The organism is Actinomyces sp. oral taxon 897 (genome assembly GCF_002999235.1).
Lineage (GTDB): Bacteria > Actinomycetota > Actinomycetes > Actinomycetales > Actinomycetaceae > Actinomyces.
In genome coordinates this window covers 2309548-2328762 of record NZ_CP027236.1, presented here as the reverse complement: position 1 = coordinate 2328762, position 19215 = coordinate 2309548, and the positions used below count along the sequence as shown (strand labels likewise).

The window sequence follows — 19215 nt, the reverse complement described above, 5'->3', positions numbered from 1 at the left end:
CTCGCGGGCCCGGCAGGACATGGACACAACCTCCGGCAGGTGACGGCGATTCCTACGGATCCTCCTATCGGAGCGTGATCTCCGTAATAGTGAGCTTGTTCTCGCCGTCGGAGGACTTGGGCAGCCGGGTGACCAGCAGGACCACCGTGCTGGTCTCGGTAGGCTTCTGGAAGTTGAAGGTGGTGGTGCCCTGGGTGAACTCGCCCTCCGCCAGGAGGGTGCCGCCCTCGGGGTCGTCGGGGCTGGTGGCCCGGATCTGGACGTGGCCGCCCGCCCCGGTGCCCTGGATGTCGATGCCCGAGACGGTTGCCTTCTGCTCCAGGGTCACGGCCAGGGACTTGGTCCCCCCGTCCATGCCCGGGTCCCGGTGCCACTGGGAGAACCACTCCTTGGAGGTGTCGCCGTCAGTCAGGCGGCTCTCCAGCTCGGGGTGGTCCCCGCTCAGGCTCTTGGCCCCCGCGACCTTGACCGGCGCCGAGGAGGGCGTCGGCTTGGTGCTGTCGTCGCTGCTGCTGGTGGTGGCGGCGGGCGCCTGCGTGCTCGACGTCGAGGTGCTGGGGACGGTCTTGGCCGCCGGGACGTCGTCGTCGGTCAGTCGCACGCCGGCGAGCTGGAGGAGGTTGCTCACCGCGAAGAACGCGCCCACGAGGACCAGCGCCACCAGGGAGACGAGGACCACCGTGGAGGTGCGGCTCACCGACCGGGAGCTCTCCTCGTCGTCCTCGACCCGCTCCGGGGTCGCGGCCACGGCGGCCCCACGGGCCTGGGAGGCCGACCACGTCTGCGTGGGGTTCCTGCCGTCGGCGGGCCGGGAGGGCGGGGCGGCGACGGGCTCGGGCTGGGCCGGCGGCGCGCTCGGGGGGATCGACGGCGGCACCGGGTTGGAGTACGGGGTCTCCACCGCCGGGCGGGTCCGGGGTGGGATCTGGGCCGGCAGCTGCTCCGGGGGCGCGGTGGCGGGCGCCTGCGGGGCGGCGCCCTGGGTCTGGGTGCCCGCGCCCTGGGGGGCCTGGGGGGCCTGGGCGTCGCCCTGGGCGGGGGCCGGCTGGCGCGGAGGGACCGGGACCGGGTCGCCGTAGCGTGAGGCCGCCTCCAGGGCCACGGCCTTGGTGGTGGCCAGGAAGGACTCGGCCGGCCGGTCCTGCGGGGCGGCCGGCTCCGGGTCCGGGGCGGGCAGGAGCGGCAGCAGGGAACGGGAGTCCCACCGCCCCAGGGACCGGGCGACCTCCGCTGCCGACAGCGGCGGGTGACCGCCCCAGGTCCGGGCGATAAGGGCCTCCAGGTCACGGTCGGACGGGTCCCAGTCAGGGTCCAGGCGCGAGGGCGGTACCGGTCCGCTCGCGCCCATGGGGGCCGAGGGGATCCCCGAGCGCTTTCCGGGCCACCGCTTGGTCAGCAGGTAGTACAGGAGGCTGACCAGGCCCTTGGCGTCGGTCCGGTCGGCGGCCAGGGGGTCGAAGTTCACGCCCCCCTCGCGGCCCAGGACGGCGGCGTCGACCCCCAGCCCGAGGACCTGGACCTGGCCGTGGCGGCGCAGACGCACCGAGTCCGGGCCCAGACCCAGGTGGTGCAGGCCGCGGCGGGAGGCCGACTCCAGGGCGCTGGCGACCTCCCCGATAATGGTGCGGGCCTGGGCGGGGTTGACGCCCCGGCGCACCAGCTCGGCCAGGCTGACGCCCTCGGGCGGCTCGGTGACAATGAAGGTGACGGATCCCTCCTCCACGTCGTAGACGCGCTGGACCCGTGAGTCGGTGATGAGGACCGCGCGGGCGGCCGCCTCCAGGACCTCGGCCCGGTGGGGGGTGGCGTCCGTCAGCGTCAGGATCATGACGTCGCGGTCCAGGATCGTGTCCACGCCCAGGTGGCGCACGATCCGTGGCAAGGTGGCGGGGAGAGCCTCCCCGAGTGCGTAGCGCCCGGAACCCAGTGGAGTCATGGTGCTCATGCGGGCCCTCCTCTTTGCTTGGTGGCGCGCTGACTGTGATCCCATCGTAACCTCAGAGGGGCGTCGTACCGCAGTGTTACCGACAGCATAGGGCGACGCCACAGCCGGCTGTGCCGGTGGGTGACCCTCGGAGGGCCCGGGGGTCGTGGGGGCGCCGGGGCGCACCGGGATGCTGGGGGGCAGCGAGCCCGTCGGGGCGCTGACGGAGTGCCCGGTGGTACGGGTCGCTCCGGTCCTCCGGGTTCCTGACGGCGCTACCGCCGACCTCGTGCGGGGCGGCAACGAGGCCTCTCCCTGTGGGACCCCTGCGGCCTGTGGGGCCCCGGTGGCCTGCAGGACACCGGTGGCCTGCAGGACACCGGTGGCCGCCCCACCCGCGGCCTGCCGGGCCCCACCGGGCAGGGCCCCGGCGTGCGCGGCCGTCCCGCCTGCCCTCGCCCCGTCCGCGGCTACGCCAGCCGCGGTCACCCCGGCTGCTCCGTCCGCGCTGGCTACCGGCCCCTGCGAAGTGGGCGCCGACGTCGTCGGATCCAGGGCCTGGGAGGCCCGTAGCACCGCGGCGCCCAGGGCGCCGGGCAGCAGGCGGCCCAGGAGCGCCAGGATCCGGGCCAGGCGCGTGAACAGGAGGCTGAGCTCACTCACCCGCAGGACGCGGCCGACCGCCAGGTACACCACGGTCATGACCGTGGCGACCACGGCGATCTGCACCAGGGCGTCCAGGGCGCGGGTGCCCGTCATGGAGCCGTCGGCCGGCCCCAGCAGCAGGCGCACGCCCGTGCCCGCCGCCGCCGCTCCCAGCGCGGCCATGCCCAGGCGCAGGTAGGTGCTCAGGACCCGGCGGCCGTCCAGGGAGGGGATGTGGCGGCGCATGAGCGGGACGATGGCGGCCGAGGCGGCGACCAGCCCCAGGGAGGAGCCGACGGCGGCCCCCACCATCCAGAGGTTGGCCGGGGCCAGGAAGTAGGCCACCACGCAGGCCACGACCGGGGTGACGCCGGCCACCAGGTCGGCCAGGAGCAGCCGCTTGGTGTCGGCGTAGGCGAGCATGACCCGCTGGGTCGTGAACCACACCCCCTGGGGCACGATCCCCAGGGCCAGGGCGATGAGGACCGGTGCCGAGCCCACGGCCTCGGCGGTGGAGATCGAGGGCACGAAGGCCTGCAGGGCCTGGGCGGACAGCACCACGATCCCGGCGCTGGCCAGCATGGTGAACACGGCCACCGAGCGCAGCCCCAGGGACAGGTCGTCACGGACCCCCTCCCCGTCCCCGGCAGCGGCCTTCTCGCTCATGCGGGTGAACAGGGCGGTGATAATGGAGGTGGTCACCAGGGACTGGGGGAGCATGTAGACCAGGAGGGCGTTGGCGTACATGGTGGTGGAGGGCACGACCACCCCGGCGTACGCGGGCTCCCTGGCGGCGGTCACGGCCAGGGAGCCGAGGTTCGTCGTCGCCCAGTCACCCAGGGAGGCGATGAACACGCCCAGCAGCGCCCAGGAGGCCACCTTGGAGGTCTGCCCCAGGCCGATCCCCCTGACCCCGAAGACGACCCGGGGCCTGAAGCCGATACGGCGCAGGGGCAGGTAGAGCACCACGGCCTGGATGACGATCCCCAGGGTGGCGGTGCCCGCCACCAGGGCGATCCTGGCCACGCCCCAGTCGGCCGGGGTCTCGCTGCCCTGGTAGGACTGGTAGATCTGCATGTAGGCCAGCAGGGAGGCGATGGAGATAATGTTGTTCAGGACCGGGGACCACATGTACGGCCCGAAGCTGGAGCGGGCGTTGAGCACCTGCCCCCACAGGGCGTACAGGCCGTAGAAGAAGATCTGGGGCATGCACCAGAAGGCGAACCCGTAGGCCACCGGCAGCCAGGCCTCCAGCCCCGAGGCGTAGACCATAATGACCAGCGGGGCGGCTATGGTCAGCAGGACGGTGACGGCCAGTATGAGGGTCCCCGCGGCGGTCAGGAGCCGGTTGACCAGCTCGTCGCCGTTCTTCTGCCGCAGGGCCCGTACGATCTGCGGCACCAGGACGGCGTTGAGGATGCCGCCAATGAGCAGGTTGTAGAGCTGGGTGGGCAGGGCGTTGGCGGTGTTGAAGGCGTCCGCCGCCCCGGAGGCGGTGGCGCCCAGGGCCACCGCCAGCAGCGCGTTGCGCACGAACCCGAGGATCCGGCTGGTCAGGGTTCCCGCGAACATGACCGCGCTGGACCGGGCGAGTGAGTTCTGGGGGGTGCGGCTCACGCTGCCTCCTCATGTGGCCGGGTGGGGGGCCGCGGCAGACCGGGGCCCTTGACGGCGTCCGCTGCGGATGGTCCGCACGACGCCGACGACGAGCAGGATAACCAGGGCCGAGGCGCCCACGCGCACGCCTCTGCTCTCCCAGTTCGCCCGTACCCGCATGTGCAGGATGGCGGGTGTACCCACCACGGTACCGTCTGGGGCCAGGATGTGGATGGTCAGGTTCACGTCACCGCTGCCCACGGCGCTCACCGGCAGGGAGGCCACCGCCCCGCCGCGGGCCGGGACCGTGATGGTGACCGGCTTGAGGGGCTGGAGCCTGGTGGAGGAGGAGAAGATGCGCACCTGGACCGTGGCCGCCTGGTTGAGGGACGAGGTGATCCGCACCGGCACGTCCGCGCTCTGGGCAATGAGGTTAATGGTGCTCGACGGCGCCGCGCCCAGGGACTGGGTGATCCGCGTGCCCACCTGGTGGTCGGCGGTCAGGGCCCTCTGGCGTCCGGAGGGGTCGTCGCGCCAGACCGTGGAGGTCACGGTCGAGACGACCTGGGTGACCCCCTCCAGCTGGGTGGTCGGTGAGGCCAGCACCCCCACGATCGAGCCCAGCGTATGCTCTACATCACGTGCCTGCTCCAGCTCGCTGGTGCTGAGCTCGGTCTGGGACACGGACTGCTGCGCCAGGTCCTGACGCTCCACCAGGTTCTGGCTGGCGCGGGTGTCGGACACGACCCTGGACAGGGTCCGGGGCTCGGACCAGCTGTTGCCCATGAGCGCCTCCAGGCGCCGTCCCAGGGCCTGGGGGTTCGTGGCGGCCCCCCGACCCAGGGTGACGACCAGGTTCCGGTTCAGGGCCGGGGCCTGGCGGGTGATAATGGCGGACAGGCCGCGCAGGAGCTGGCGGGAGTCCAGCTCGCACAGCGGGGACCGGGAGCTGCCGGTGCTCAAGGTGGAGGCCAGCGCCTGGGACAGGCTGGGGTCGGACAGGAGGACCACGCGGTCGTCAATGAGGGTCGTCCCACTCGGGGTGTAGGTCAGGTCCTCGGCCACCGGGGCCGCCGACGCCGGGGCGATGAGGGTGGTGGTGGAGGCGGGCAGCGCGCTCAGGGTCTGGCTGTCCAGATCCTCCACCCAGGCGGTGTCCGTGGCCGCCCCGGCGGCGACCGTCTGGGAGGAGGCGGAGCGCTCCAACGCCGAGCTAATGAGATCCGTCTCCCCCAGGTGCGCCAGGGCTGGGACGTCGGCGTCGTTCCAGGGCAGGGCGATCACCTCCCCGGCGGACACGGCCTTGGTCAGCGCCGCCGTCAGGGGGTCGGTCGCGGGGAAGGCGTACTTGGCCCCGGGGGAGGCCGTGGAGGTGGCTGTGGAGCTGGGGGAGGGCGTCGTGGGGGAGGGCTCGGCGGAGGGGGTCTCCGCGGGGGTGGGTGAGGCCGTGGCCTGCCCGCTTCCCGGGGGCGGTGTGGCCGGGACACCCAGGGCCTTCAGGAGCGCCGGGTCCACGGCCAGGACGACGCCGTCGCCCGCCAGCGCCAGCAGCCCCAGCACCCGCTGGCGCAGCCGCTCCACGGTGGTCGTCACCCCTGAGGGCGCCGGGGCGGGATCCTGGGTGGGTAGGACAGTGGCTGAGTCGGCGGGCTGGGTGCTGAACTCGGTGGAGGCGGGGGGAGACAGGGCGACGGTGCTCAGGGCGATGAGCTCGGAGGGCGAGGCGGTGACCGGTATGACGGTGGTCACGCCCGTGGCCCTGCTCGGGGTGGCGTCGCTGGACCAGATGAGCAGGCTGCGGTCCTTGGCCACGGTGGTGGCGCCCTGGGCCAGGCTGACCTGGACGCCGCGGGGCCCCCACTCCCGGGTGCTGGACAGGGGCAGGTCGGCGGCGGGGACGGTGACGCTGAAGGTGCCGGTGGCCCCCGGTGGGACGGGGGCGTGCAGGTCCTGGGTCAGGGAGGTGGTCAGGGAGCTCTCCCGCTCGTCCGCCAGCCAGGACTCCAGGTCGGTGGTGATGATCTCGGTGTGGTCCTGCACCTGGACGCTCAGGGCGGCCCTGTCCAGGGTCTCCTGGGTGCCGTTGGTAATGGTGCCGCTGACGGTCAGGTCCTGGCCCTTGGTGAGGACCTCGGGGGCCAGGGCGTCCACTCTGAGGGTCACCTCGCCCTCCACCAGGGGGGCCTGTGAGGGGGCCGTGCCCGCGGCGGGGGCGGACTGGGCGGCCAGGGCCTGCGACGGCGGTAGGCCAGGCTGGGTCACTGGGGCTTGTGATGGCGGTAGGCCGGGCTGGGCGGCGCAGCAGACCGAGGGCGCCAGGGCCAGGGCCAGGCTCGCGGTGATCCCGCACAGGAACCTGGCTGCGCGACGTATACTCCACTGCCGTGTCATGAGGAGGTGCTCCTGTCACCGACGAGGATCGAGCGCGCAGCTGCCACGATCCGGCGCTCGTTGGGGTAGGCCAGACGGCGGGCGACCTGGTCGATGTCTACCCAGGCGACGTCCTCGGCCTCGTGGTCGGGGTCGTTCTCGGTGGTCAGCGTCCCACCCGTGGCCTCCAGGAGGAAGTGGTGGACCACCTTGTGGACGCGGTGGTCGCTGCTGGCGAACCAGTAGTCGATAGTAGCCAGGTGCTTGAGGACCCGACCCGTGATTCCCGTCTCCTCGGCGATCTCGCGAACCGCTGCCTGCTCGGGGGTCTCACTGCCCTCCAGGTGGCCCTTGGGAAGGCACCACTCCAGGCGTCCGCCCCGGTTGCGCCGGGCGATGACGGCGACTGCCGCCCGGCCCCCCTGGACCTCCACAATGAGCCCGCCGGCACTGGTCTCGTCCACTACCGGCAGGTTTCGCGCACCGCCGTGTCGCGCCGGTATGGCGGCGCGGGGTGAGCGAGTGCGGTGAGAGGGCATAGAGGCAGTCTAGGTGGTCGGGCGGAAAGGGCCTGCTGGACCGATCCGTGAGACGTGCCTGCGGGGACGGGGCGCGGCTCGGGATGCGGCCCGTCCCGGTGCGGGGGTGCGTCCGGCTGCGGGAGGGTCGTGCCGCTGGTCGTTGGAGCAGGTAGGTGCGCGTTTGTGCGCTGTCTCTTGTGGGGGTGCTAGTGAGGGGCACCGGTGGGGGCGCTGGTGTGGGGTCCGGCCAGCTGACTCATCTGGCGGGTTTGTTGAGCCTGGGCGACGCCCTGCTGGCGGGGCCCGGCGGCCCAGTGGCGCAGCCGTTTGCGGCGACAAGAGGTGATGCCCTGGGGGGGTCCAGCCGTTACCGGGTCCGGCTGGTGCCCGGTAGGCCTGACTGGCAGGCGCGCCTGCGCGGGTGCGCTCCCGGGTGGGGGTCGTCTGCTCCTGTGCCCGCGGGCGTGCCCGGGGCGCCCCCGAGTCGGTTCGTGGCAGGCTTGCCCTGATGACTGAGCCCACGCATGACAACCCCCGCGACGCCGTCGAGCCCGGGGTGGCTGCCTCCGCCCCGGTGGACGACCGGGGCCTGACCGCGACCGCCCGCGCCGCCCTGGAGCACCTGCCCGTGGCCCTGGCGGTCCTGGGGCACCTCTTCACGCGCGCCGGGCACGAGATCGCACTGGTCGGGGGCCCGGTCCGGGACGCCTTCCTGGGGGTGGCGCCCCACGACCTGGACCTGACCACCTCCGCGCGACCCGAGGAGACGGAGAGGATCCTCACCCAGTGGGGCGACACCACCTGGGACGTCGGAAAGGACTTCGGGACCATTGGCGCACGCCGGGGCGAGACGGTCGTGGAGGTGACCACCTACCGCACCGAGGCCTACGAGGTGGGCTCGCGCAAGCCAACCGTCTCCTACGGCGACACCCTGACCGGGGACCTGAGCCGCCGCGACTTCACCGTCAACGCCATGGCCCTGCGCCTGCCCGACCTGGAGCTCGTGGACCCCCACGAGGGTCTGACGGACCTGGAGGCGGGCGTCCTGCGCACCCCGGTGGGCGCCGTCCAGTCCTTCGACGACGACCCGTTGCGCATAATGCGGGCCGCGCGCTTCGCCTCCCAGCTGGGCTTCGACGTCGAGATGGACGTGATGGACGCCATGGCGGAGATGGCCCCGCGCCTGGACATTGTCTCCGCCGAACGGATCCGGGCCGAGCTGGAGCGGCTCCTGACCAGCCGGTGGCCGCGCCGGGGCCTGGAGCTCATGGTGCACACCGGTGTGGCCGACGTCGTCCTGCCGGAGGTGGCCTCCCTGCGTGAGACCGTGGACGAGCACCGGCGTCACAAGGACGTCTACGAGCACACCCTGACCGTCCTGGAGCAGGCCATGGACCTGGAGACCGGGCCCGAGGGCCCCGTGCCCGCCCCGGACCTGGTGCTGCGCCTGGCGGCTCTGCTGCACGACATCGGCAAGCCCGCCACGCGCCGGTTCCTGCCCGACGGGACCGTCACCTTCCACGGCCACGACCACGTGGGGGCGCGCATGACCGCCAGGCGCCTGCGGGCCCTGCGCTTTGACAAGCAGACCGTCAAGGACGTCTCCCGCCTGGTGGAGCTGCACCTGCGCTTCCACGGCTACGCCGACGCCGCCTGGTCGGACTCCGCGGTGCGTCGCTACGTCACCGACGCCGGGCCGCTGCTGGAGCGTCTGCACCGTCTCACCCGTGCCGACGTGACCACCCGCAACCGGCGCAAGGCCGCCATGCTCTCCCACGCCTACGACGACCTGGAGGCACGCATTGCCGCCCTGTCCAGGCAGGAGGAGCTTGACGCCATCCGCCCCGAGCTCGACGGCGGTCAGATTATGGCCGAACTGGGTCTGGAGCCGGGTCCGGTAGTGGGGGAGGCCTACCGTTTCCTGTTGGACCTGCGTATGGAGAAGGGGCCGGTGGGTCCTGAGGCGGCTCGTCAGGCTCTGCGCTCCTGGTGGGCAGCGCGTCGGTGAGTACGGGCGGTGGGGTGCGGGTGCGGCGGTGAGTGCGGGCGGTGGGGTGGGGCTGGCCGCTGGTGTGCTGCCTCGCACCCTCTCGTGAGAACGGTACTTGTTGGCCGTGAGAACGGTACTTGTTGCTCGTGAGAACGGTACTTGTTGCTCGTGAGAACGGTACTTGTTGCCTGTGGGGGTGGTGTACCGCGCTGAGGATCCAGGCTCGGTGCCTGTCACGAGCGGTGCGTGTTGTACGGGGCGTGGGTGCGGGGGTTGTCTAGTGTCCTTGTTTGTGTTCTGCGTGGTCGGTGAGGTGTGTTGTGGTGTCTACTAGGTTGAAGGTGTCGGATATCTGGGTGGTTGTGACGGTGCCTTGGACGTCGTGCCAGGTTCCGTCCTGGGGGCGGTAGCGGGCGGTCCAGGTGGTGGTCAGGGTGAGGTGGACGCCGGTCTGGGGGTGGTGGTAGCGGTGGGTCAGGGTCTGGTGGGGCCAGGGGGCGCCGGGGCTGGTGGTGGTCGTGGTGGTGGCGTCCCCCCAGTCCCAGTGGTAGGAGGCGGGCGTGGCCTCCACCTCCACCAGGGTGCCGGCCACGGTGGTGGACAGGGAGCGGGTGGAGGGGTCGGTGTAGGCGATGAGGTCCACGTCCACCCGGGCCGTGGAACCCGGGGGCTGGCGGGTGATACCCGACCCCTCCACCATCAGGGACGCCACGTCCCTGGCCGAGACCACCACCGGCACCGCAGCCGGCGCAGGCTCGGGCTCGGAGGCGCGGTCGAAGCGGCACTTAAAGAAGCCGCCCCGCTTATAACGGGTGAACGTGCCCACGAACTCGCACGAGGGGAACCGCCCCCCGCTCGGGTCGGAGTACGCCGCCACCACGCCACCGGACCCGGACGATCCGGATCCGGAAGAGCCCGAGCCGCCCGAGCCGGACCCGGACGGCCCCGCGGGCGGATCTACCCGGGTGTACTGGTCACCGTACAAGGTAATTGACTGCCCCTGAGCTCTGCCCCCGATATCCGTAGTTGGCGAACTGTCAGATCCTCCCCCGCCTGGCATAGGAAGGGTGACGGGGAGTGTCAACACGATCACGGCAGCGTAGGTTATAGTGCCCATCATTTCTTTACCTCGGACTCCCCGATCGTCCAGTTTCCGTTTACGTAGCGCATTGCGATAATGAGGGTGAAGTCTCTGGAGTCTGTCGTCTTCGGTGTCCCATCTCCGTCGTACGAGGTTCCCTCCGCCCACTGCATGTCGATCTCTACGTGGATGTAGTCGTAGCCGGGGTTCTGCTCGTAGACCCGGACTGCCGTGACCGTGCTGTCCCATGGGTCGGCCCACCCGCCGCTGTCGTGGATCTTCTTGGCGTCGTCGATGACGCTGTTGCAGAAGACGCACCGCTGCTCGCTCATGGCCGCGAAGTCCGTGGTGTCGCCGGTGACGAAGGCGTACTGGTAGAGGTCAATGAAGTAGGCGGCCGCGGTCGCGGCGCCCTCGGTGGTGTCCTCGCTGATCTGCTCGGGCCGCTCCGGTGGTGGTGTGGCCAGGGCCGCCTCGCGCCTGGCCACCAGGTCCGGCCCCAGGGCCGCGTCACGACTGGCCCGCGCACTGGCCGACGCAGAGGCCGCCGCCGCCATCGCACTGGCACCCACCTCATAGGGATCCACACTCGGCGACGCCCCCGCACCAGCCCCACCGGAGCACCCCGCCACACCGGAGGCCACCATGACCACCACCAGGACAGGCACCCACGACCCGGACCGCACCATCACGACCCCCCTCACACGCTCGGGAACACCAGGGGCGGCCCCGGCGGCACCAGCGCCACCACGACCAACCCCACCGCCAACCAGACGACACACACCACCATAACACCACCACCCAACCCACGCACACACACCACAACCACCACACACCAGAATCCCAGACACCCCCACACCCACACCCCCCAAACCAGGACCCACGTCCCACACCCCACCCGGACATTCAACTGTGCTCCTGCTCGGGCGTGGTATCGGTGTCGGTCCCGGGCGTCGTCGCCTCGGTCTTCTGCGCCTGGCGCCTCGGCGTCGTCTCACGGCCAGACCGTTCCGCTCTCTGAACTTGAATTGCCCACTAGGTGAGAATGGGTGAGGATGCCCGTATGCGCGTCTACAACTTCTCCGCAGGCCCCGCCCAGCTACCCCTGCCCGTCCTGGAGCGGGCCGCCTCCGAGCTGACCGACTGGGGCGGCTCGGGCATGAGCGTCCTGGAGGTCTCCCACCGCGAGAAGGACTTCGTGGCCTGCGCCGTCGACGCCGAGACCACCCTGCGCCGACTCCTCGCCGTGCCCGAGAGCTATCGCGTCCTGTTCCTCCAGGGCGGGGCCACCGCCCAGTTCGCCGCCGTCCCCATGAACCTCACTACCGCGGGGGACACGGTCGCCTACCTCAACACCGGCCAGTGGTCCACCAAGGCCATTAAGCAGGCCCGTGCCTACGACCTCGACGTCGTCGTGAGCGCCGACGAGTCCGCCTCCTCCTACACCACCACGCCCGACCCCGGCTCCTACGAGGTCCCCGCCACCGCCCGCTACCTGCACTACACGCCCAACGAGACCATTGGCGGGGTGGAGTTCCCCAATGTCCCCGACGCCGGGGACGTGCCCCTCGTGGGGGACCTCTCCTCCACGATCCTCTCCCGCCCCCTGGACGTGGGCCGCTTCGGTCTCATCTACGCCGGCGCCCAGAAGAACATGGGTCCCTCGGGGCTGACCGTGGTCATTGTCCGCGAGGACCTGCTGGGCCGCGCCCGCACCATTACCCCTGGCGTCCTGGACTACACGAAGATGGCCGCCGCCAACTCCATGCTCAACACGCCGCCCACCTTCTCCGTCTACCTCCTGGGACTCGTCGCCCACTGGATTGAGGACACCGGCGGGCTGACCGCCATGGGGGAGCGCAACCAGGCCAAGGCCGCCGCCCTCTACGCGGCCATTGACTCCTCCGGTTTCTACTCCAACCCCGTTGAGGAGCGCTCGCGCTCCTGGACGAACGTCCCCTTCACCCTGGCCGACCCCGCCCTCGACGCCGAGTTCCTGGCCGGGGCGCTAGCAGCCGGGCTGACCAACCTCAAGGGCCACCGCTCCGTGGGAGGTATGCGGGCCTCCATCTACAACGCCATGCCCATGGAGGGCGTGACGGCCCTTATTGACTACATGGCCGAGTTCGAACGCACCCACGGCTGAGCTGGCTGGCTCTGCGCGGTGCGGCGGCGTGGGACCTGGCGGCATGGGGCCCGGTACTGCGGTGCCCGGCCGCGCGGGACCTGGCGCCCCGTCGCGGCACCGGGTGCGATGCGACACCCCCTGCCTGCGTCCTGCTCGGCCCCGTCTGCCGCCCCGGCGAGGGGGTGTCCGCCTCACCATTACCCGCAAACAAACACTGTCTTCAAAGAGAAGGACCTACCATGACCTCCAAGCAGTTCCGTGTCCGCACCCTCAACGCCATCTCCGGCAAGGGGCTGGCACGCTTCCCCGACGACCGCTACGAGGTAGGCGGATCGGTGGAGGATCCGCACGCCCTGCTGCTGCGCTCCGCCCTCCTCCACGACTCCGCGGTCCCCGGATCCGTGCTCGCGGTGGCCCGTGCCGGGGCCGGCACCAATAATATTCCGGTGACCTCCCTGACTGAGCGCGGTATCCCGGTGTTCAACACCCCGGGCGCCAATGCCAATGCCGTCAAGGAACTGGTCCTGGCCAGCCTGTTCATTGCCTCGCGCCACCTTATTCCTGCCGCCCGCTTCGCCCACACCCTCGCCGGTGACGACGACGCCATCGCCCGGGCCGTGGAGGCCGGAAAGAAGAAGTTCGTCGGGTTCGAGCTGCCCGGGCGTACCCTGGGGGTCATTGGGCTGGGGGCCATCGGCGTCCAGGTGGCTAATGCCTCCCTGGGTCTGGGGCTGAAGGTCATTGGATACGACCCTGCCATTAGCGTGGAGCACGCCTGGCACCTGTCCGCCGACGTCAAGCGCGCCAACTCTATTGAGGACGTGTTCCGCAAGGCCGATATCCTCACCGTGCACGTTCCCCTCATTGACTCGACCCGCGGCCTGGTGAGTACCCAGCGGATCGCCCTCATGAAGGATACCGCGGTGCTGCTCAACTTCGCCCGCGCTGAGATCGTGGACACCGCCGCCGTCGTGGCCGCCCTGGACGAGGGGAAGCTGGGCGGGTACGTGTGCGACTTCCCCTCCACGGCCGTCCACAAGCACCCCAGGTGCATCTCCCTGCCGCACCTGGGGGCCTCTACCAAGGAAGCCGAGCGCAACTGCGCCATGATGGCGGTGGACTCCCTGCGCGGTTTCCTGGAGGACGGGCAGGTGCACAACTCGGTCAACTTCCCCGAGGCCGTCATGTCGCGCGAGCCCGGCACCCGACGTATTGTCATTGTCAACCGCAACGTACCCAATATGGTGGGTCAGGTCTCCACCATTGTGGCCCAGCACGGGCAGAATATTGCCAACCTGCTCAATAAGTCCCGCGGTGAGCTGGCGGTCACCCTGGTGGACGTCGAGGGGGAGGTGGCCTCCGGGCTCCTGGACGAGCTGTGCGGGATTAACGGCGTCCTGTCCGCCCGTCTGGTCTGAGAGGGGCGCCTGCCTGGGGTAGGTATCCGCTACGCCAGTAGCGTCCGCAAACGACTGCCCTGGGCGCGTAGCCTGGGGGCGTGCGACTGCGAGACGACCTGCGGGATCTGGCCGCCTCGCGCGGCCTGCGGATCCTCCTGGCCACCCGCCTCATCTCCCAGACCGGTGACGGCATGGTCCAGGTGGGCCTGGTCACCCTCTTCTTCTTCGCTCCCCAGAACGCCACGAGCACGGGCGACGTCGCCGCCGCCCTGGTCGTCATGCTCCTGCCCTTCAGCGTGGTCGGCCCCTTCACCGGTCCCTTCATTGACCGCTTCCGACGACGCAGCACCCTCATGACCATGAACCTCGTGCGCGCCGGGCTCATCCTCACCACGGCCGTGGTCATACGGGGCGCGGGCGCCGGGGTGGTGGTCTACCTCCTGGTCCTCGCGGCCCTGGGGGTCAACCGCTTCCTCCTGGCCACCCTCGCCGCGAGCCTGCCCCACGTGGTGGACGCCGACCGGCTCCTGACCGCGAACTCCCTGGTGCCGACCCTCGGTGGGGCGGCCACGGCCGCCGGGGCGGTCATCGGCCTCCTCCTGCGGCTCACGCTGCCAGCGGACGCCCAGGACGTCGCCAGCCTCCTGACCGCCGCGGGGCTCTACGTCGCTTCCGCCGGGGTCGTGAGTCGCCTGGGCCGCGACGAGCTGGGCCCCGACTGGCTCACCAGGGCGCGGTCCACCGGGGGCGGGGCCGCCGGGGCTGCCGGGGCCGGGACCGCCGGGGCCTTCGGGGCCCAGCGGCGGAGCGAGCCGGAGGACACCGCCCGGGGGCTCGGCACCACAGGCACCGGTACCACGGGCACGGTCCGCGACCTGGCCGACGCCGTCCGGCACCTGCTGTCCCGACGCACCCCGGCGCTCGCCCTGGGGGTCATGGGCGCCTACCGGCTCGTCTACGGCCTGGAGCTCGTGACCATTATCCTGGCCTCCCGCAACCTCCTCGCCGACCCCGCCGACGCCGACGCGGGCCTGGCCGTCTTCGGCACCCTCATGGGAGCGATGCTTGTCGGGCACGGCCTGGCCGTCGTCCTCACCCCGCTGGCCCAGGAGCGCGTCAGCCCACCCACCTGGGTGGTGGCCTGCCTGCTGGGAGGCAGCCTGGGGCAGGTGCTCCTGGTGGCCGGACACACCCGTGAGGGCATGGCGGCCGGGCTGTTCGTCTTCGGGGTCGGGGTGCAGGGCGCCAAGATCGCCGTGGACACGATCGTCCAGACGGACACCTCCGACGACTACCGCGGCCGGGCCTTCTCCCTCTACGACGTCCTGTTCAACGCCGCCGAGTGCCTGGCAGCCGGGGTGGCGGTCCTCGTCATGCCCGACGTCGGCTGGTCGCGCGGAGTCCAGGCGGCCCTTGTGGCCGCGGTGTGGGTGGTGGCGCCGGCCTACCGGTGGAGCGTGCGCCGGTGGGGCGTGCACCGGTGCGGCGGGTCCGGGCGCGGGCCGGAGTGCCAGCGTAGACCCGGGCCCAGGTACCAGCGCGGGCGCGGACCTGGATCCGGGCCGGGGGCGGTGGTCCGCTAGGAGTCGCCAGCCCTGGTCCCCGCGGGCCCGCGGTCGTGTGCGTCCCTGTTGGCCGCCCGCCGCCACCTGGTCCCCGCGGGCGCCGGGGTGCCGCTTTCGACGAGCCTCTGCGCGTAGATAGCCACGACTGGTCCCCGCGGGCGTCGGGGCGCCGCTTTCGACGAGCCTCTGCGCGATAGCCACGACTGGGGCGCCGCAGGACCGGCTCGGGGCCAAGGACGTCATAGCTGGCTCCTCACGACGCGCACGTCCCCGGCAGGCAGTGTGACGCTATCCAGCTCCTCGCCGGTGAGGACGTCGGTGCCCGCCAGGGCCGCCGTGTGCGCGACGCCGTCGTGGTTGACCAGGATCGTGTAGGTGGTGCCCTCCCGCTCGCCCACCCCGTAGCGGGTGACCGCCTCCAGGCCCGGCACCCGTGCCCCGCCGTCCACCACCGGGCGGTCGGTGGGCAGGTTGAGCAGTGGTTCCAGGACGCGGGCCAGCCCCTGCCCGTCCAGCAGGACCGACACGTAGACGGCCAGCCCCTGCCCGTATCGGTGCGCGGTCACGGCCGGTCCGGGTGTGGGGCCGTCCAGGGCCGTCCACACGGGCTCAGCCCCCTCAAGCCGGAGGTCCTCCGACCACAGCGTCCCGGTGAGCGGTGAGGCGCTGACCGCTCGTCCCTCTCCCCGGGTGGTGGGTGCCAGGTGCACCTCCTGGCCTACGGGCACGGGCCGGATCTCCTCCACGCTCAGGCCCAGGACGTCGCGCAAGGGGCCCGGGGCCCCTCCACGGTGCACGCACTCCTCGGCGTCCACGACGGCGAAGAAGGGCAGGGCCGCCAGGCGCCCGCCCCGTTCCACGAAGGTGGCCAGGTTCTCGCAGGCCCGCTGTGAGACCAGGTAGGAGGCCGGGGCGATGACGACGTCGTAGCCGGACAGGTCGGCCTCGGGGTGGGCCAGGTCGACCGTGGTCCCGCGCTCCCACAGCCAGCGGTAGGTGGTACGGACCTGCTCGCGGTGGCTCATGAGGCTGCTGGGGCGCCACGCGAGATCCTGGGCCCAGAAGGACTCCCAGTCCCAGGTCAGCGCCACCCGCGCCCGGACCCGGGTCCCGCGCAGCTCGGACAGGGCGGCGAGCTCGGCCCCCAGCTCACAGACCTCCCGGAAGACCCGCGTGTCCGTCCCGGCGTGGGGGATCATGGCGGAGTGGAACTTCTCAGCCCCACGTCGTGATGCCCGCCACTGGAAGGCCATGACGCCGTCGGCTCCCCGTGCCACGTGGGCCAGGGCGGTGCGGCGCTCCTGACCGGGGTCCTTGGCACGGTTGTGGGACTGCCAGCTCACCGCGGAGACGGAGTGCTCCATGAGGAGCCAGGGGGCCCCGCCCGCCAAGGAGCGGGTGAGGTCGGACTCCAGGGCCGCCCAGATCTGGGGGACGGGGGAGTCCGCCTCCAGGTAGTAGTCGGTGGACACGACGTCCGTCTGGGACGCCCAGCGCCAGTAGTCGTTGGCCGGGCAGTTCGTGGCCATGAAGTTGGTGGTGACCGGGGCCTGGGGGAAGGCGGCGCGGATAATGTCGCGCTCGACGGTGAAACGGGCCAGGAGGGAGTCGGAGGTGAAACGGGCGTAGTCCAGCTCGCAGGCAGGATTGAGGGCGGTACCGGAGTGGCGCGGGGTGGTCACCTCCTCCCAGTCGCCGTACACCTGCCCCCAGAAGGTCGTGCCCCAGGCCCGGTTGAGGGCCTCCAGGCTCCCGTAGCGCTCGCGCAACCAGGTACGGAAGGCGGCCTGGGAGCACTCGCAGTGGCAGTCCCCGCCCGGGGCCCCGTACTCGTTGTGGACGTGCCACATGACCGGGGCGGTGCGCGGGCCCTCGTCGGCCGGGGTGGCGCAGCGTCTGGCGACGTGCTCGACCAGGGCGCGTGTGACCCGTTCGGCGGCACGTGCGTAGGCCGGTGAGTGGGGGCAGCAGATGCCGCGTGAGCCGCCGTGGCGCACCGTGCCGTCGGCCTCGACCAGGCACGCCTCGGGATGGGCCCGGTAGAACCAGGCAGGTGGGGCGGCGGTCGGGGTGGCCAGGTCCACGCCGATCCCCGCCTCCTGGAGCAGGTCCAGGATCTCGTCGAGCCACTCGAAGCGGAAGGTCCCTGGTGTCGGTTCGACCAGGGCCCAGGACCAGATTCCCAGGCTCACGGTGTTGACCCCGGCCTGGTGCATGAGGGTGACGTCCTCGCGCCAGACGTGCGGATCCCACTGCTCAGGGTTGTAGTCGGCCCCGTACAGCAGACGGGTGCCGGGCAGGGGCAGGCTCCTGGTGCCGGGGCTGGTCGCGGTGCGGGGTCGCCCGGAGGGGGGCGGGGGCGGGGTCGCCATGGGGACTCCTTGGACTCTTGGGTGGCTGGCGTGGCGGCCGACCGGTGGGCTTACCGGCCGACCTGGGTGGAACCCGTATGGGAACGGTCCCAGAACTCTGGTCGTTGATTGTCGATGGTGCTGGAGCCTCCCATGTCAGTTGCCCTCAGGAACTGCGACTTAACAGGTGCCAACTCCGGTACTAATACTGGGACCGGTCACAGAACCTGTCAAGTCCGCCCAGGCTGTCGCCCTGCCAGGACGCCGTACTCACAGAAGAGGACACCATGACTGCCACCCCCACCCTGTGGACCTCCCCCGCCCTGTCCCGCCGTCGCCTCCTGACGGTCCTCGGCGCCACCGGGCTCACCGCCGCGCTCGCGGCGTGCTCAGCACCTGAGGACGCCGCTGGGCAGGACGACCCGACCGGCCCGGTGTGGGACGCCGAGGCCCGCCAGTACGTCATGGAGGACGCCGTCGCCTCCGGGCAGCAGCCCCTGAGGATCTGGGTCGAGTACGCCGCCTACGGGGACGCCCTCAAGGCCGCCTTTCAGAAGGCGCACCCGGGAGCGGTCCTGGACTACGAGGTAGTGGCCAAGGTCGACGCCCTGGACAAGATGTCCCTGGCCGGTGAGGCGGGTACCGGCCCGGACGTCTTTACCACCAACTTCGACGACCTCGCCCAGGCCGTCAGCTCCTCCCTCGCGGCGCCGCTGGGTGAGTACGGTCCGGTCATCGCCGAGCAGTGCGGCCAGGACCTCAGCTCCGTGGTCACCCGTGACGGCCAGGTCTACGGTGTCCCGGTCTCCACGGAGTCCATCGCCCTGTTCTACAACAAGACCCTTCTCAAGGATCTCACCGGCAGTGACCAGCCTGCGCGCACCTGGGAGGAGATCACCTCCCTGGCCTCCACGTACAACGACAAGGCGAGCAACCGCTGGACCATTCGATTCCTGTCCGGCCAGCTCTACTACGCCTACCCCGTCCTGTCCTCGGCGGGCTGGCACCTGTACCCTGACGGCGACCTCGCCCACCCCGGCCTGGACCAGCAGACCCTGACCCAGGGCCTGGAGTCCTACAAGAACCTGCGCAGTGTCTGGGACGTCAACTCCGCGGACGCCACCTACGACTTCATTGAGAACGAGTTCATCAAGGGCCAGACCCCCTACGTCATCACCGGTCCCTGGGTTTTCTCCGACTTCGACGCCGCCGCGCAGGAAAAGGGCTTTGAGTACGGTGTCACCACGCTCCCCACGACCGCGGGCGGCCAGAAGGCCGCCTCCCTGGCCGGCATGGCCGTCGGCGTCGTCTCCGGCTACTCCAGGTACCCGGCCGCCGCCCGGATCCTGGCCGCCTTCCTCGCCTCCGACGCCGGTGCCCAGGCCCTCTACAGCTCTGTCAGGGCCGTGCCCGCCCTGGCTCCCGACAGGCTCGGCTCCGTACCCGCCCTGGCCGACGACGACAAGGCGGCCGGCGTCCTGGCCCAGTCCGCCAACGCGGACTTCGTCCAGGAGATTCCTGAGTACATGTACACCGTCGGCAACGAGCTCGTGGCAGGTGTCTGGGACGGGGTCCTGGACGTGCCCGCCGCCCAGAGCAAGGCGGTCACCAGCTACGACCAGCTCCGGAGCATGGTGAGCTGAC

Annotated in this window: 11 protein-coding genes; 5 read left to right on the top strand and 6 right to left on the bottom strand. The window is 71.3% G+C overall.

Annotated elements, in window-relative coordinates; genetic code table 11:
- Positions 1–64: 64 nt before the first annotated feature.
- Genes C3V41_RS09285 through C3V41_RS09275 form a run of 3 tightly spaced genes read right to left on the bottom strand, consistent with a single transcriptional unit; the run spans position 65 to position 7074 of the window.
- Positions 65–4141, bottom strand: coding sequence for a murein biosynthesis integral membrane protein MurJ (locus C3V41_RS09285; RefSeq protein WP_106110784.1), 4077 nt, complete (start codon positions 4139–4141; stop codon positions 65–67).
- A 54-nt stretch (positions 4142–4195) separates the two neighbouring features.
- A complete protein-coding gene (locus tag C3V41_RS13170) occupies positions 4196–6556 on the bottom strand; it encodes a DUF6049 family protein (RefSeq protein ID WP_165271626.1) in 2361 nt (786 codons plus the stop codon).
- Positions 6553–7074, bottom strand: a complete 522-nt coding sequence (locus C3V41_RS09275; RefSeq protein WP_106110024.1) for an NUDIX hydrolase — start codon at positions 7072–7074, stop codon at positions 6553–6555. The genes C3V41_RS13170 and C3V41_RS09275 overlap by 4 nt, the downstream gene beginning before the upstream one ends.
- A 490-nt stretch (positions 7075–7564) precedes the next feature.
- On the opposite strand from C3V41_RS09275, the gene C3V41_RS09270 reads away from it, so the two are divergent.
- A complete protein-coding gene (locus tag C3V41_RS09270; RefSeq protein ID WP_106110023.1) occupies positions 7565–9064 on the top strand; it encodes a CCA tRNA nucleotidyltransferase in 1500 nt (499 codons plus the stop codon).
- Positions 9065–9323: 259 nt separating this feature from the next.
- On the opposite strand, the gene C3V41_RS09265 is transcribed toward C3V41_RS09270, so the two are convergent.
- The gene (locus C3V41_RS09265) at positions 9324–9923 is read right to left on the bottom strand and encodes a zinc transporter (RefSeq protein WP_129591545.1); all 600 of its coding nucleotides are present in this window, start codon (positions 9921–9923) and stop codon (positions 9324–9326) included.
- A gap of 239 nt (positions 9924–10162) precedes the next feature.
- A complete protein-coding gene (locus C3V41_RS09260; RefSeq protein ID WP_254423740.1) occupies positions 10163–10816 on the bottom strand; it encodes a DUF6318 family protein in 654 nt (217 codons plus the stop codon).
- 374 nt (positions 10817–11190) lie between these two features.
- Between C3V41_RS09260 and serC the strand changes: the two genes are divergently transcribed.
- The 3 genes from serC to C3V41_RS09245 all read left to right on the top strand — a co-directional run bounded on the left by serC (position 11191) and on the right by C3V41_RS09245 (position 15238).
- Positions 11191–12273 carry a 3-phosphoserine/phosphohydroxythreonine transaminase gene (serC, locus tag C3V41_RS09255; RefSeq protein WP_106110020.1) on the top strand — a complete coding sequence of 361 codons (1083 nt, stop codon included), beginning with the start codon at positions 11191–11193 and terminating at the stop codon, positions 12271–12273.
- Positions 12274–12494: 221 nt separating this feature from the next.
- A complete protein-coding gene (locus C3V41_RS09250) occupies positions 12495–13673 on the top strand; it encodes a phosphoglycerate dehydrogenase (RefSeq protein ID WP_106110019.1) in 1179 nt (392 codons plus the stop codon).
- An 80-nt stretch (positions 13674–13753) separates the two neighbouring features.
- The gene (locus tag C3V41_RS09245) at positions 13754–15238 is read left to right on the top strand and encodes an MFS transporter (RefSeq protein WP_106110018.1); all 1485 of its coding nucleotides are present in this window, start codon (positions 13754–13756) and stop codon (positions 15236–15238) included.
- Between the two features lie 221 nt (positions 15239–15459).
- Here the strand turns inward: C3V41_RS09245 and C3V41_RS09240 are convergent, their stop codons facing one another.
- Positions 15460–17592 (bottom strand): beta-galactosidase, encoded by a 2133-nt coding sequence (locus C3V41_RS09240; protein ID WP_106110017.1) that lies wholly within the window; start codon positions 17590–17592, stop codon positions 15460–15462.
- 266 nt (positions 17593–17858) lie between these two features.
- On the opposite strand from C3V41_RS09240, the gene C3V41_RS09235 reads away from it, so the two are divergent.
- On the top strand, positions 17859–19214 hold the full coding sequence (locus C3V41_RS09235) for an extracellular solute-binding protein (RefSeq protein ID WP_106110016.1): 1356 nt from the start codon (positions 17859–17861) through the stop codon (positions 19212–19214).
- The last annotated feature ends 1 nt before the right edge of the window (position 19215 follow it).

Coding starts and splice junctions, on each gene's coding strand:
- C3V41_RS09285 (WP_106110784.1), bottom strand. CDS start 4,141: ATGTTCGCGGGAACCCTGACCAGCCGGATCCTCGGGTTCGTGCGCAAC.
- C3V41_RS13170 (WP_165271626.1), bottom strand. CDS start 6,556: ATGACACGGCAGTGGAGTATACGTCGCGCAGCCAGGTTCCTGTGCGGG.
- C3V41_RS09275 (WP_106110024.1), bottom strand. CDS start 7,074: ATGCCCTCTCACCGCACTCGCTCACCCCGCGCCGCCATACCGGCGCGA.
- C3V41_RS09270 (WP_106110023.1), top strand. CDS start 7,565: ATGACTGAGCCCACGCATGACAACCCCCGCGACGCCGTCGAGCCCGGG.
- C3V41_RS09260 (WP_254423740.1), bottom strand. CDS start 10,816: ATGGTGCGGTCCGGGTCGTGGGTGCCTGTCCTGGTGGTGGTCATGGTG.
- serC (WP_106110020.1), top strand. CDS start 11,191: ATGCGCGTCTACAACTTCTCCGCAGGCCCCGCCCAGCTACCCCTGCCC.
- C3V41_RS09250 (WP_106110019.1), top strand. CDS start 12,495: ATGACCTCCAAGCAGTTCCGTGTCCGCACCCTCAACGCCATCTCCGGC.
- C3V41_RS09240 (WP_106110017.1), bottom strand. CDS start 17,592: ATGGCGACCCCGCCCCCGCCCCCCTCCGGGCGACCCCGCACCGCGACC.
- C3V41_RS09235 (WP_106110016.1), top strand. CDS start 17,859: ATGACTGCCACCCCCACCCTGTGGACCTCCCCCGCCCTGTCCCGCCGT.